This is a genomic window from Tianweitania sp., assembly GCF_032053605.1.
Lineage (GTDB): Bacteria > Pseudomonadota > Alphaproteobacteria > Rhizobiales > Rhizobiaceae > Tianweitania.
In genome coordinates this window covers 290-13,829 of record NZ_DAMBUH010000075.1, presented here as the reverse complement: position 1 = coordinate 13,829, position 13,540 = coordinate 290, and the positions used below count along the sequence as shown (strand labels likewise).

The following is a 13,540-nucleotide window of genomic DNA, read 5'->3' as shown; positions in this document are numbered from 1 at the left end:
TGCAACCTAACACTTGATAGGCTGTACCGGGCGACCCCATATCCGCCGACGAGACTGAAGGAAGGAGGATCCGATGTCGAACCCCGCTGCCATTCTTGGCTTACCAAAGCCGCAATGGGCGCGTGATGACGTCGAGATGCTCTACGACATGTCAGTGCGGTTTCTCGGCGAGGAAATCGCCCCGCACTACGAGACCTTCGAGAAAAACGAGATCGTCGACAAGGATGCGTGGCGCAAGGCGGGCGCTGCCGGCTTGCTTTGCGCGTCCATGCCGGAACAATATGGCGGCTCGGGCGGCACCTATGCGCATGAAAGCGCGATCGCGGAAGCGATCGGCCATGTCGGCGTGGATGGGTTCGGCATCGCGCTGCATAATGCGATCGTCGCGCCTTACATCCTGCACTACGGTTCGGAAGAGCAGAAGCAGCGCTGGCTGCCGCGCATGGCGACCGGCGAGCTGATCGGCGCCATTGCCATGACCGAGCCCGGCGCCGGTTCCGACCTGCAGGGCGTGAAGACCACGGCAGTCAAGGACGGCAACCAGTACACGCTGAACGGCTCCAAGACCTTCATTACCAACGGCCAGAACGCCAATCTGATCATCGTCGTTTCCAAGACCGATCCTTCCAAGGGCGCCAAGGGCACCTCGCTGATCGTGGTGGAAGCGGATGAGGTCGAGAGCGGCTTCGAGCGTGGCCGCAATCTCGACAAGGTCGGCCTCAAGGCCAACGACACGTCCGAATTGTTCTTCAACGATGTGCGTGTGCCCACTGCCAATCTGCTTGGCGCGGAAGAAGGCCAAGGCTTTATCCAGTTGATGCAGCAGCTGGCACAGGAACGCTTGCTGATCGGTGCGCAGGCGATCGCCATGATCGAGCGCGCGCTCAGCGTGACGATCGACTACGTCAAGGAGCGCAAGGCGTTCGGCAAAGCCGTCATCGACTTCCAGAACACGCAGTTCAAGCTGGCCGAGCTGAAGACCGAAGCCACCGTCGGCCGCGTCTTCTACAATGACTGCGTGCAGCGCCACCTCGACGGTGGGCTCGATGCCACCACGGCATCCATGGCGAAGTATTGGCTGAGCGATCTGCAATGCAAGATCGTCGATGAATGCCTGCAGCTGCATGGCGGCTATGGCTACATGAACGAATATCCAATCGCGCGCATGTTCCGCGACGCAAGGGTGCAGCGCATTTATGGCGGCACCAACGAAATCATGAAACTGCTGATTGCGCGGAGTCTCTGATGTCGACCCACACGGCAACCATCCGCTGGCGCCAGGACGAGGACGATCATTTCTCGTTGGGACGCTATACGCGCGTGCATGAAATCAGCTTCGATGGCGGCACCACGATCCAGGCCTCCGGTGCGCCCGCCAATGTGCCGGCACAGTTCTCCAGCGAGACCTCGGTCGATCCGGAAGAACTGTTCGTTGCCTCGCTGTCCTCCTGTCACATGCTGTGGTTCCTCGATCTGGCGCGGCGCGCAGGCGTCGAGATCCTGTCCTACGAGGACCAGGCCGAGGGCGTGATGGAGAAGGATGCCGAGGGCCGCACATCCATCACAAGGGTGACGCTGCGGCCTCGCATCGAAAGCGCTGCCGCGCCCGAACAGCTCGCCGAGCTGCACAAACAAGCGCACGACGCCTGCTTCATCGCTAATTCCGTCAAGACGGCCGTGACCGTCGAACCCGCTTCCTAAAGGAGACATCGATCATGGCCGACGCCTATATCTATGACGCCGTTCGCACCCCGCGCGGGCGCGGCAAGAAGGACGGCTCGCTGCATGAGGTGCCGGCCGTGCGGCTCGGCGCGCGGATGCTGGAAGCGGTGCGCGACCGCAACGGACTGGACACCGCTCACGTCGACGACATCATCTTCGGCTGCGTCGATCCTGTCGGTGAAGCCGGTTCGGTAATCCCGCGCTCGGCCGCTTTCGAAGCCGGCTATGACATCAAGGCCCCGGGCATGCAGATCTCGCGCTTCTGCGCGTCGGGTCTTGACGCCATCAACCTGGGTGCGGCCAAGATCGCGCAAGGCGCCGACGACATCGTGATCGCCGGCGGCGTGGAATCGATGTCGCGCGTCGGCATGGGCATGTCGGGCGGCGCCTGGTTCATGGACCCTTCCGTCGGTTTGCCAGCCTGGTTCATGCCGCAGGGCGTGTCCGCCGACCTGATCGCCACGCGCTACGGCTTTTCGCGCGACGATGTCGACGCTTATGCGGTGGAAAGCCAGAAGCGCGCGGCCAAGGCCTGGGAAGACGGCCGCTTCAAGAACTCGGTTGTTCCGGTCAAGGACCAGAACGGCATGACCATTCTCGACCATGACGAGCATATGCGCCCGACCACCGACATGCAGTCGCTGGCTTCGCTCAACCCGTCCTTCGTCATGCCCGGCGAAATGGGCGGCTTTGATGCGGTGGCCGTGCAGCGCTATCCCGAACTCGAAGGGATCAATCACGTCCACCATGCGGGCAACTCCTCCGGCATCGTGGATGGCGCGGCCGCCGTGCTGCTCGGCTCCAAGAAGGCCGGCAAAGCGATGGGCGTAAAGCCCCGCGCCCGTATCCGCGCTTTCTCCAACATCGGTTCCGAACCGGCTATGATGCTGACGGGCCCAGTCGACGTGACCGAAAAGCTGCTCAAGCGCGCCGGCATGAAGCTGTCAGACATAGACCTGTTCGAACTCAACGAAGCCTTCGCCGCCGTGGTGCTGCGCTACATGCAGGCCTTCGACATCGACCACAAAGACATCAACGTGAATGGCGGCGCCATTGCCATGGGCCATCCGCTGGGTGCCACCGGCGCCATGATCCTCGGCACGCTGCTCGACGAGATGGAACGCCGCGACGTCAATGTCGGCCTCGTCACCCTGTGCATCGGTGCCGGCATGGGCACGGCCACCATCATCGAGCGAGTTTGAGCGGGGAGTTCAGAACATGGCTGATTACACCAACTTCACCGTCGAAACCGATGCCGAGGGCTTGGCGCTCGTTACCTGGGACATGCCGGACCGTTCGATGAACGTCTTCACCGAAGACGCGCTGCGTGAGCTGGACGGCATCATCGATGACGTCACCAAGGACGAAGCGATCAAGGGCTCGGTGTTCACCTCGGGCAAGGAGACCTTCTCCGGCGGCGCTGACCTCACCATGCTCAAGGACATGACGGCCGAGTTCGCGCGCCTTGAGGCTGAGGATAAGGACAAAGCGGTCGCCTTCCTTTACGACCGCGCCGGCGCGATGAGCCGCATCTTCCGCAAGCTCGAAACGTCCGGCAAACCGTGGGTGTCGGCGATCAACGGCACCTGCATGGGCGGCGCGTTCGAGCTGTCGCTCGCCTGCCACGGCCGTATTGCCGCCGATAGCGACACGGTGAAGATGGCGCTGCCGGAAGTGAAGGTCGGCATTTTCCCGGGCGCCGGCGGCACCCAGCGCGTGCCGCGTCTTGCCAACACGCAAGATGCCCTGCAGATGCTGACCTCAGGCCAGACGCTGACGCCGAAAAAGGCGAAGAGCATGGGCCTGATTACCGAAATCGCCGCGCGCGATGCGCTGGTGGCGGTGGCCAAGAGCCTGATCAAGAACGGTTTGAAGCCGGTTCAGCCTTGGGACGAGAAGGGCTTCAAGCTGCCCGGCGGTCCGGTTTATTCAGCCGCCGGCGCCAACCTCTTTCCGCCGGCCATCGCCATTGCGCGGCGGGAAACCTCAGGCAACTATCCGGCTGTGATGGCGATCCTGAAGAGCGTTTACGAGGGCCTGCTGGTGCCCTTCGACACAGCGCTGCGCATCGAGCTGCGTTATTTCGTCGAGATCATGCAGACCACCGAAGCGGCGATGATGATCCGCTCGCTGTTCGTGTCGCTGCAGGAGCTGAACAAAGGTGCGCGACGGCCGGCCGGCCAGCCGGAAACGAAATTCACCAAGATCGGCGTGCTCGGTGCCGGCTTCATGGGCGCCGGCATCGCCTATGTCACGGCCAAGGCCGGCATTCCGGTGGTGTTGCTCGACCGCGACATGGACGCCGCCAACAAGGGCAAGGCGCATTCGGAAAGTCTGGTCGACGGTCAGATCAAGAAGGGCCGCGCAACGGCTGAGGACAAGGACAAGCTCCTGTCCCTCATCACGCCGACTGCCGATTATGCCGACCTCAAAGGCTGCGACCTGATCGTGGAAGCCGTGTTCGAGGATTCGGAAATCAAGAAGGGCGTGACAGCCCAGGCGGAAGCCGTGATCGCCAAAAACGCGATCTTTGCCTCCAACACCTCGACCATTCCGATCACCGGTTTGGCCAAGAACTCCAAGCGGCCGGCCAACTTCATCGGCATCCACTTCTTCTCGCCGGTCGACAAGATGATGCTGGTGGAGATCATTCTCGGCAAGAAGACCGAGGATAAGGCGATTGCGGTGGCGATGGACTTCGTGCGCGCCATCAAGAAGACGCCGATCGTGGTCAACGACACGCGCGGCTTCTACGTCAATCGCTGCGTGCTGCGTTATATGTCGGAAGCCTACAAGATGCTGATCGAAGGCATTCCGGCGCCGATGATCGAAAACGCCGCCAAGCTCGCCGGCATGCCGGTCGGGCCCTTAGCGCTGACCGACGAAACCGCGGTCGATCTCGCGCAGAAAATCATGAAGCAGACCGTGCGCGACCTTGGGCCCAAGGCCGTCGATCCCGCCCAGCTCGACCTCATCAACGAGATGGTCGACAAGCATGATCGCAAGGGCCGCAAGAACGGCAAGGGCTTCTATGATTATCCCGCCAAGCCCGCCAAGAAGTCGCTCTGGCCGGGGCTCAAGGATCTCTACAAACAGAAGAAGCCGGAAGACGTTGACATCGAGGAGGTCAAGCAGCGCCTCTTGGTGACGATCGCGTTGGAAGCCGCCCGCGTCATGGAAGAAGGCATCGTGGTGGATCCGCGTGAGGCCGATGTCGGCTCCATCCTCGCCTTCGGCTTTGCGCCTTATACCGGCGGCGCACTGTCCTATATCGACGGCATGGGCGCCAAGAAGTTCGTGAAGCTCGCAAAATCCCTGCAGAAGAAATACGGCGCGGACTTCAAGGCACCGAAGCTGCTGCACGACATGGCCGACAAGGGCGAAACCTTCTACGAGCGCTTTGATCCCTACACCAGTACGCCGCCGCAGAAGCAGGCGGCGTAAGGGGCGACACGATGTATGTCTGGGCGCGGCTGGCGCGGACGCTGGCCTCGTCGGGCAAACGAGGTCCTTACCGCATGGGCGGCGAAAGCCGCCTTCGCTTCCGCTGTTTGCCGTCCGACATCGACTTCAACCTGCATCTCAACAATGCGCGCTACATGATGCTGGCCGATGTCGGCCGCATCGACATCTTCAACCGCAGCGGGTTGATCAAGCTTGCCCGCGAACGCGGTTGGGCGCCAATGTTGGGCGGCTTGCAAACCGTGTTTGTGCGCGAGATCAAGCTGTGGAAGCGGTTCGAACTGGTGTCCACTCTGGAAACCTGGGCCGACACGCAGATCATCGGACGCCATCGCTTCGTGATCGACGGCGATGTGACCGCCGCAATCGTGCTGACCACAGGCGGCATCTATGACGCACGAAGCCGCGCTTTCGTGCCGATCCAGGATGCGGTCGCGGCGCTCGGCATCGACGCCATCCCGCGTGAGCCAACGGAGGCTGAAGCGATCTTCATGGCCTCGCATACCGGTTTGCGGGCGATTGCTAAGGCGGGTGGCTGAGCGCGCATCGGACTGGACAAGCGCCGCCGACGCACCTACAAAGAATCAGGACTTTTTTCCTCTTATCAGCAATGAGCAGAGCCATGCTCTCGCATGAAAAAGTATGGGCGGCGATTGATGCTCTGGCGGCACGCCATGCGCTGTCGGCGTCCGGTCTGGCGAAGAAGGCCGGCCTTGATTCTACCGCCTTCAACAAATCCAAACGCCAATCCGTTGATGGTCGCCCTCGCTGGCCTTCCACCGAGTCGCTTGCCAAGATCATGGCCGCGACCGGGTCGTCCTTGGACGAGTTCATGGGGTTCATCACGAAAACGGCCGACGTGGCCGCAATCAAACATAAGCCGGCTAAAGGCGTACCGTTAGTCGGATTCGCACAGGCAGGTGCGGGCGGCTACTTCACGGATGCTGGCTTCCCCGTCGGACAAGGCTGGGAAACGGTCGAGGCGCCTGCGATCGTGCCGGAAGGTGGCTATGCCCTCGAAGTGCAGGGCGATTCCATGCTGCCGCTATATCGCCACGGCGACCGGCTGATCGTGGATCCCAATGCGATGGCTCGCAAGGGTGATCGCGTGGTGGTAAAAACCACGGGCGGCGAGGTGACGGCCAAGATTCTGGTGCGGCGCACGACCGACCTGGTGGAACTGCATTCGCTCAATCCCGAGCATCCCGATCGCACGATCCCGCTTAACGATGTCGAGTGGATCGCGCGCATCGTCTGGGCCAGCCAGTAGGTCATGCAGCGGCGGCTCAGCACCACCGGGTTTACCGGACTTGTCGGCGGTGGGCTGATCCTGTTCTGCGCCGCGATTTTCGCGTCGGGCCTTCATATCAAGGCACGCGAGGCGTCACCGTCGGTGACTGTTGAAGACGTGCCCTTCATGCCCGATCCAGCAATGGACGATGACGATGCTGCCGCCATGGCCGAAGCCGCCGGCATTGAGAGCTCGCCGGATGATGGTGGCGCAGTCTTGCCGCTCGAGCCGGAAACCGTGCCTGAGCAGACCGCCCTACCGCCGCCTTCACCTGCCGAGGCCAGCGCTGCTGTACCCGATGGGTGGAAGCCGAAGCTGCTTTATCGCCCGACTGCCAGTGCCGCCGGCCGCATCGAAGCGCAGGGCTATCAGATCGGAATTGCCGACATCGAGCCGGTGGATCCCGGCGAAAGTTGCGGCGAAGGCGCCAATGCCTGGCCGTGCGGAACCGCCGCCCGCACCCAGTTCCGCCATCTCCTGCGCGGTCGTGCGCTAACCTGCACCGTACCGGATAGAGCGCCGGCTGAAGCAATCGAAACCACGTGCAGCGTCGGCGGCGAAGATGTCGGCACGTGGCTGGTTGCGCAAGGTTGGGCACGGGCCAGCGAAGGTGGCGCACTGGCTGATGCGGGCGATCAGGCGCGTGATGCCGGTCGCGGCATCTATGGCAGCAAGCCGGTTCTGCCGGCAGTCGAGGTCAACACAGGTTCCGGCCTTGAACTGCCGGTGCCGCCATCGGCGCCAAGCATCATCGCGCCTGCGCCCCAGGCCGCAGCGCCTTCGATCCCTGACAATCGGGGCGCGTTTCCGCCTGCCCCGACCTTACCGGTCCAGTAAGCCTTCGCTTACTTCAACTCGCCGGCTAGCGCCTTGGCGATTAGCGCCCGCGTTTCTTCGATGCCGTAAAGCGCAGCAAACGACCCGAAGCGTGGGCCGCGTTCCTGGCCGATCAGCACCTGATAGATCATCGCGAAGAAAGCGACCGAGACGCCCGGCCCGCCTTCCGGGCTCTTCTTGCTATGATCCTGATAGCGCTCGATGCGGCGCGCGACGTTGAGCGCCGCGTTCTGGATCGCCTCACCGTCCGAACCCGCTGGCAGTTGGCCGAGCGTGTCTGACAGCGCGGCCAGCGCCTCACGCTCGACCTCGTCGGCAGCGCGGAACGTCTTGGTCGGCTTCACGAAATCGTCGAAGTAGCGGATGGCATAGCCGGTCAGCCGGTCGAGCTCCGGATGAGTCTGTGCCGTCACGCCCGGCGCATAGCGCGAGATGAAGCCCCACAGCACATCCTTGTTCTGCGCGTTGGAAGCGCTGACCAGGTTGAGCAGCAGCGCAAACGGCACCGGCAGCTCAACCTCGGGCGGATTGCCGCTGTGGATGTGCCAAACGGGGTTGTCGAGCTTCGCCTTGGCATCCTGGCGACGATAGGCGGAGAGATAGGTGTAATATTCGTCCACTGCCTTCGGGATGACGTCGAAATACAAGCGCTTCGCCGTGCGCGGTTTCTGGAACATGTAGAGCGACAGGCTTTCGGTCGGCGCGTAAGCCAGCCACTCGTCGATGGTGATGCCGTTGCCCTTGGACTTCGAGATCTTCTCGCCATTCTCGTCGAGGAACAGCTCGTACACGAAATGCTCTGGCGGCTTACCGCCCAGGATGGAGCAGATCCGGTCGTAGATCACCTGGTTGGTCTGGTGGTCCTTGCCGAACATCTCGAAATCCACGTCGAGGGCTGCCCATCGCATGCCGAAATCCGGCTTCCATTGCAGCTTCACGCGCCCGCCGGTGATCGGCAACGTGGTTTCCTCGCCGTCCTCGTCGTCGAAGGTGATGGTGCCTTCCATCGCATCGACATTCTTCATCGGCACGTAAAGCACGCGGCCGGACTTTGGCGAGATCGGCAGGAAGGGGCTGTAGGTCGCCTGACGCTCGGCGCCCAAGGTCGGCAGCATCACCTTCATGATCTGCTCATAGCGCTCGGCGGCCAGAAGCAGCATCGCGTCGAAGCGACCCTGCTTGTAGTATTCGGTGGCGCTGGCGAACTCGTAATCGAAGCCGAACGTATCGAGGAAGCGGCGGAGCATCGCATTGTTGTGGTGCCCGAAGCTCTCGTAATCGCCGCCGAACGGGTTCGGCACCGAGGTCAGGGGCTTGTGCAGATGCGGCTCGAGGAAGGCGCGATCCGGCACGTTGTCCGGAATCTTGCGCATGCCATCCATGTCGTCGGAAAAGCACAGCAGCTTCGTTGCTACCTTGTTTTCGGTCAGCACATGAAAGGCATGGCGCACCATCGTGGTGCGCGCGACTTCACCGAACGTGCCGATATGCGGCAGGCCGGACGGGCCGTAGCCCGTTTCAAACAGGATGGTCTGCGGGAGATCGCGCCCTTCGTAGCGCTTGATGATCTTTTTCGCTTCTTCGAACGGCCAGGCTTTGCTCACGCCCGCGGCTTCGAGAACCTCGGGTGAAAGCTGCATGGACGTTGGCAAGGCGGAAGACATCGTGTTGATCCCTGGGAAAATGAGCGGAATGGGCCGTTGAACGGGCGGAAACCGCGACGTCCTTCGCTTAAGCGGCCTAAGCGCCAGCGTCAATCCAAGGTTTAGGCCACGGCTTTTAAGCCATCCCGTTCAGAAGAAGCTGACGGGGAAGTAGCGCAGATAAAGCTCGGCAAACGTGCCCTTCGTGCCGATCTCGTGCAGCGCATAATCCAGCGCCTGCTTGAGTTCGGGACGGTCGACCGGCACAGCGACAGCGAGGCCCTGTCCGAGATATTCCGGCGCGAGATAAGGACCGCCAACAAAGGCGCAGCAATCGCCGGCCTCGCTTTCGGTCAGCCAGAAGCTCATGCGCATGCCGTCGCCGAAAGCGAGATCGATCATGCCGGTCTGAACGGCGGCGAGCATGGCGTCGAAGTCGTCGAAGCTTTGTGCGGTCGCAGACGGGAAGTAGTCGCGCAGCATACGCTCATGCGCAGAAGCGGTGATGACGCCGATCGTCTTGCCCGCGAGCGCGGCGCGCGTCGTTTCCGGCGCATCACCCTGACGCCCGACGAAGCGGGCCGGGAAGCTCAGATAGGGTCGCGAGAAGGCATATTTCTCGCGATTCTCGCTGCTTACCGCCAGGCCCGATAACAGCGCCTCGCCTTCGCCGTCGGCTAGCGCCTTCGCATGCTCGTTCCAGGGTAGCGCCTGGATCTGGCAGCGATCGGTGATGGCGAGTTCGGCACAGATGGCGCGGGCGAGATCGACATGGAAGCCGCTCAACCGACCGGACGCATCGATGAAAGAGAAGGGCGGGAAGTCGGTGGTGGTGACGAAGCGCAGCCGCTTCAACTCGCTTAGATCTGGCTTCACCAACCGCTCGCGCGTATCCCAGAAGCTCGGGATCGCCGGATCGGCTTTTACCGGTGACGGCAACAGGACCAGAGCCGAAGCCAGAAGAAGAAGGCAGGAAGCCAGATGGCGGCGCATGGGAAACTCCGGGCGGCGCGGCGATGATGCCCGAGGGGTGCCCGCTCCGGCGCAGCCTGTCAATCGCGCCGTGCGCTTAGTCGACCGGATCGAAGGCGATGATGAAGATCGAAGCCGAGAGGCTGCCGCCGATATCGACCCGCACACGGCTCGGCAGAAGCACGGCATCGAGTGCCTTCAGCTCGATCTTTTCGCCTCCTGTGACCAGATCGATCTCACCCTCGTGGCAAAGCAGCAGGGTCAGTTCGGCATCGAGGTCGCCAAGATCATCAAGCGTGCCGCGCCGCACCGTATGGCGAAAGGCGCCGCGCCGGGTCATCACGTTGAGGTCGGTGATCGGCCCGGCGATCAGCCGGGCGCTGGTATGCGTGTCGGCGGGGAACGCGAACGGCTCGCTGTCGCGATCGAGGCGGACTTCCTCCTGACCGGATACGGCCAACTCGATCCCCTCGCCTTGCAGAACGCTCAGCGTGCGGTCGATGTCTGGAAAGGTCGAAAATGGCCCGTCTTCCACCACATCGGCCATGGACACGCGCCACTCGAAGTCGTCGAGCCCTGCATTAGGAGGAAAGACCGCAATTTCCGTGGTCTCTCCCTTTCCGTTCTTCCAGGGCATGCGGCGGTAATCGGCGGCGCGTAGGATTTTCATGGTACGGAACTAGCCGAGGATCCCCGGCAGGTTCAACCCATTCTCCCTGGCGCAGTCGATCGCCTCGTCATAGCCGGCATCGGCATGGCGCATCACGCCGGTGGCCGGATCGTTCCAAAGAACGCGCTCCAGACGGCGATCGGCGTCTTCCGTGCCATCACACACGATCACCATGCCGGAATGCTGCGAAAAGCCCATGCCGACGCCGCCGCCGTGATGCAAGGACACCCATGTCGCGCCCGAAGCGGTGTTCAGCAGCGCGTTCAACAGCGGCCAATCGGACACCGCATCCGAGCCGTCCTTCATGGCTTCGGTTTCGCGGTTGGGCGATGCGACCGAGCCGGAATCGAGATGGTCGCGGCCGATCACCACCGGCGCCTTCAGCTCGCCATTGCGCACCATCTCGTTGAAGGCGAGGCCGAGGCGATGACGGTCGCCGAGACCGACCCAGCAGATGCGCGCCGGCAGACCCTGGAAGTGGATGCGCTCGCGCGCCATGTCCAGCCAATTGTGGAGATGGTGGTTGCCGGGCGTCAGCTCCTTCACCTTGGCGTCGGTCTTGTAGATGTCCTCCGGATCGCCCGAGAGCGCTGCCCAGCGGAACGGTCCGATGCCGCGGCAAAACAGCGGCCGGATATAGGCCGGCACAAAGCCGGGGAAGTCGAAGGCATTCGCGACGCCCTCTTCCAGCGCCATCTGGCGGATGTTGTTGCCGTAATCGACGGTCGGCACGCCCATTTTCCAGAAATCGAGCATGGCGCGCACATGGGTCGCCATCGACTCTTTGGCGGCATGTTCGACCGCCTTGGGATCGCGCTCGCGCTTGTCTTCCCATTGCGCCAGCGTCCAGCCCTTCGGCAGGTAGCCGTTGATCGGGTCATGCGCCGAAGTCTGATCGGTCACCGCATCGGGGCGCACGCCGCGGCGCACGAGTTCAGGGAAGATGTCGGCGGCATTGCCGAGCAGGCCGACGGATACGGCCTTCTTTGCCTTCACCGCTTCGTCTATGATCGCCAGCGCTTCATCCAAATCCTGCGCTTGACGGTCGAGATAACCGGTCTTCAAGCGCATCTCGATGCGGCTCGGCTGGCATTCCACGGCAAGGCAGGAGGCGCCGGCCATGGTTGCCGCCAGCGGCTGCGCACCGCCCATGCCGCCAAGGCCGGCGGTTAGGATCCAGCGGCCGGACAGATCGCCATTATAATGCTGGCGGCCCATTTCCACGAAGGTCTCGTAGGTGCCCTGCACGATGCCCTGGCTGCCGATATAGATCCAGGATCCGGCGGTCATCTGGCCGTACATAGCCAGGCCCCTCTTATCCAGCTCGTGGAAATGGTCCCAGGTCGCCCAATGCGGCACGAGGTTGGAGTTGGCGATCAGAACGCGCGGCGCATCCTTGTGCGTCTGGAACACGCCGACGGGCTTGCCAGACTGGACCAGAAGCGTCTGGTCGTCTTCGAGCGTCTTCAGCGCCGCAACGATGCGGTCGAAACTTTCCCAATCGCGCGCGGCGCGGCCGATGCCGCCATACACCACGAGTTCGCCCGGCTTTTCGGCGACGCCTGGATCGAGATTGTTCATCAGCATGCGCATGGGCGCTTCGGTGAGCCAGCTCTTGGCGGAAAGCTCGGTGCCGGTGGCGGCGCGGATGACGCGCTGATTGTCGATACGGGTGGTCATGCGGAAGCTCCGGTCTTGGCCCAGTCGAGCGCGGTTTGGAGGATGGTTTTCAAGGTCGCGCGGATGGGCGCGGCGTAGTCGGGATCAAAGGGTACCGGCCAGGTGTCCGGTGTACCTTTGCCTTCGGGCTCGCGGAGATAGCCGCGGTTGGAGAGTTCCATCTGGAGGCCATGCACGCCGTGCTCCGGCTGGCCGTGATGGCGAGTAATGTAGCCGCCCTTGAAGCGGCCGTTGACGACGTAGCTTTCACCCGTGGCCGCCAAGATCTCCGCGACTTTCGCTTCAAGCTCGGGATCAGCGGCCTTGCCATCATTGGTGCCAAGGTTGAACACCGGCAGCGTGCCTTCGAACAAGCGCGGCAGAACCGAGCGGATCGAATGACAATCATAGATCACCACTCGATGGTTGTGCCGACCCAAGCGCTCCAGCTCGGAAGCAAGCGCCGCCTGATACGGCGCATGGTAGGTTTCCAACCGCCGCGCGACTTCTGCCGCGTCCGGTTCACGGCCGGGCTTGTAGAGCGGGTCGCCGTCGAAGGTTTCGCGCGGGCAAAGATCGGTCGTGGTCTGACCGGGATAAAGCGAGGTGCCGGACGGGTCACGGTTGACGTCGATTACCGAGCGCGAAATCGCGGTATGAACGATCGTGGCGTCGAGCTCTTCCGCGAAGTCGTAAAGCTCGGCGATCCACCAATCGGTGTCGCGCTGCGCCAGCCACGGCGAGACATAATCGTCATCCAATCCGGCGAGACCGGTGCCGGTATGCGGAAGGCTGACAAGAAGCGGCGCCTGGCCGCGGCGGATGGTTAGCCAGTCACTCATGCGGTTACTCCCGGCAAGGACACGGTTGCCGCTGCTTCCACCACCGCACCGGAGCGCACCAAGGCATTGGCGGCTTCCATGTCGGGATAGAAGTGGCGGTCGTCATCGAGATGCGGAACCTGCGCGCGCAGAAGCGTGCGGACGGCTTCCAGCGGGGTGCTGGACGCCAACGGTTGGTGGAAGTCGCAACCTTGCGCGGCGGCCAGAAGCTCGATGCCGATCACGGCCGTCGCATTCTCCACCATGCTCATCAGACGACGCGCGCCGTGGGCTGCCATCGACACGTGATCTTCCTGATTGGCGGAGGTCGGGATGGAATCGACGCTGGCCGGATAGGCCTTCTGCTTGTTTTCCGAAACGAGTGCGGCCGCCGTCACCTGCGGGATCATGAAGCCGGAGTTGAGGCCGGGCTTCGGCGTCAGGAACGCTGGCATGCCGGACA

At 62.7% G+C, this 13,540-nt stretch carries 13 protein-coding genes; 7 read left to right on the top strand and 6 right to left on the bottom strand.

The window, feature by feature from the left end:
* Positions 1–73 precede the first annotated feature (73 nt).
* The 7 genes from RTX98_RS15145 to RTX98_RS15115 all read left to right on the top strand — a co-directional run bounded on the left by RTX98_RS15145 (position 74) and on the right by RTX98_RS15115 (position 7,312).
* The gene (locus RTX98_RS15145) at positions 74–1,246 is read left to right on the top strand and encodes an acyl-CoA dehydrogenase family protein (protein ID WP_312797655.1); all 1,173 of its coding nucleotides are present in this window, start codon (positions 74–76) and stop codon (positions 1,244–1,246) included.
* Positions 1,246–1,701, top strand: coding sequence for an OsmC family protein (locus RTX98_RS15140; protein WP_312797654.1), 456 nt, complete (start codon positions 1,246–1,248; stop codon positions 1,699–1,701). Before RTX98_RS15145 ends, RTX98_RS15140 begins: the two co-directional genes overlap by 1 nt.
* A 14-nt stretch (positions 1,702–1,715) precedes the next feature.
* Positions 1,716–2,924, top strand: coding sequence for an acetyl-CoA C-acetyltransferase (locus tag RTX98_RS15135; RefSeq protein WP_312797653.1), 1,209 nt, complete (start codon positions 1,716–1,718; stop codon positions 2,922–2,924).
* A 16-nt stretch (positions 2,925–2,940) separates the two neighbouring features.
* Positions 2,941–5,166: a 3-hydroxyacyl-CoA dehydrogenase NAD-binding domain-containing protein gene (locus RTX98_RS15130; protein ID WP_312797651.1), complete on the top strand. Its 2,226-nt coding sequence runs from the start codon at positions 2,941–2,943 to the stop codon at positions 5,164–5,166.
* A gap of 11 nt (positions 5,167–5,177) precedes the next feature.
* A complete protein-coding gene (locus RTX98_RS15125) occupies positions 5,178–5,723 on the top strand; it encodes a thioesterase family protein (RefSeq protein WP_312797649.1) in 546 nt (181 codons plus the stop codon).
* An 83-nt stretch (positions 5,724–5,806) separates the two neighbouring features.
* Positions 5,807–6,454, top strand: a complete 648-nt coding sequence (locus RTX98_RS15120; RefSeq protein ID WP_312797647.1) for a helix-turn-helix transcriptional regulator — start codon at positions 5,807–5,809, stop codon at positions 6,452–6,454.
* A gap of 3 nt (positions 6,455–6,457) precedes the next feature.
* Positions 6,458–7,312: a thermonuclease family protein gene (locus RTX98_RS15115; protein ID WP_312797646.1), complete on the top strand. Its 855-nt coding sequence runs from the start codon at positions 6,458–6,460 to the stop codon at positions 7,310–7,312.
* Between the two features lie 8 nt (positions 7,313–7,320).
* Here the strand turns inward: RTX98_RS15115 and RTX98_RS15110 are convergent, their stop codons facing one another.
* The 6 genes from RTX98_RS15110 to RTX98_RS15085 form a co-directional block, all read right to left on the bottom strand.
* Positions 7,321–8,976 (bottom strand): lysine--tRNA ligase, encoded by a 1,656-nt coding sequence (locus RTX98_RS15110; RefSeq protein ID WP_312797645.1) that lies wholly within the window; start codon positions 8,974–8,976, stop codon positions 7,321–7,323.
* Between the two features lie 129 nt (positions 8,977–9,105).
* Positions 9,106–9,948 carry a transporter substrate-binding domain-containing protein gene (locus tag RTX98_RS15105; RefSeq protein WP_312797644.1) on the bottom strand — a complete coding sequence of 281 codons (843 nt, stop codon included), beginning with the start codon at positions 9,946–9,948 and terminating at the stop codon, positions 9,106–9,108.
* A gap of 76 nt (positions 9,949–10,024) precedes the next feature.
* Positions 10,025–10,597, bottom strand: coding sequence for a HutD family protein (locus RTX98_RS15100; protein ID WP_312797642.1), 573 nt, complete (start codon positions 10,595–10,597; stop codon positions 10,025–10,027).
* Between the two features lie 9 nt (positions 10,598–10,606).
* On the bottom strand, positions 10,607–12,277 hold the full coding sequence (gene hutU / locus RTX98_RS15095) for a urocanate hydratase (RefSeq protein WP_312797640.1): 1,671 nt from the start codon (positions 12,275–12,277) through the stop codon (positions 10,607–10,609).
* Positions 12,274–13,098 (bottom strand): N-formylglutamate deformylase, encoded by an 825-nt coding sequence (gene hutG, locus RTX98_RS15090; protein WP_312797638.1) that lies wholly within the window; start codon positions 13,096–13,098, stop codon positions 12,274–12,276. Before hutG ends, hutU begins: the two co-directional genes overlap by 4 nt.
* The coding region (locus tag RTX98_RS15085) for an aromatic amino acid lyase (protein WP_312797636.1) at positions 13,095–13,540 on the bottom strand (446 nt) is incomplete at its 5' end. The genes hutG and RTX98_RS15085, both read right to left, overlap by 4 nt.

Coding starts and splice junctions, on each gene's coding strand:
- hutG (WP_312797638.1), bottom strand. CDS start 13,098: ATGAGTGACTGGCTAACCATCCGCCGCGGCCAGGCGCCGCTTCTTGTC.
- RTX98_RS15135 (WP_312797653.1), top strand. CDS start 1,716: ATGGCCGACGCCTATATCTATGACGCCGTTCGCACCCCGCGCGGGCGC.
- RTX98_RS15120 (WP_312797647.1), top strand. CDS start 5,807: ATGCTCTCGCATGAAAAAGTATGGGCGGCGATTGATGCTCTGGCGGCA.
- RTX98_RS15100 (WP_312797642.1), bottom strand. CDS start 10,597: ATGAAAATCCTACGCGCCGCCGATTACCGCCGCATGCCCTGGAAGAAC.
- RTX98_RS15140 (WP_312797654.1), top strand. CDS start 1,246: ATGTCGACCCACACGGCAACCATCCGCTGGCGCCAGGACGAGGACGAT.
- RTX98_RS15110 (WP_312797645.1), bottom strand. CDS start 8,976: ATGTCTTCCGCCTTGCCAACGTCCATGCAGCTTTCACCCGAGGTTCTC.
- RTX98_RS15105 (WP_312797644.1), bottom strand. CDS start 9,948: ATGCGCCGCCATCTGGCTTCCTGCCTTCTTCTTCTGGCTTCGGCTCTG.
- RTX98_RS15115 (WP_312797646.1), top strand. CDS start 6,458: ATGCAGCGGCGGCTCAGCACCACCGGGTTTACCGGACTTGTCGGCGGT.
- RTX98_RS15145 (WP_312797655.1), top strand. CDS start 74: ATGTCGAACCCCGCTGCCATTCTTGGCTTACCAAAGCCGCAATGGGCG.
- RTX98_RS15125 (WP_312797649.1), top strand. CDS start 5,178: ATGTATGTCTGGGCGCGGCTGGCGCGGACGCTGGCCTCGTCGGGCAAA.
- RTX98_RS15130 (WP_312797651.1), top strand. CDS start 2,941: ATGGCTGATTACACCAACTTCACCGTCGAAACCGATGCCGAGGGCTTG.
- hutU (WP_312797640.1), bottom strand. CDS start 12,277: ATGACCACCCGTATCGACAATCAGCGCGTCATCCGCGCCGCCACCGGC.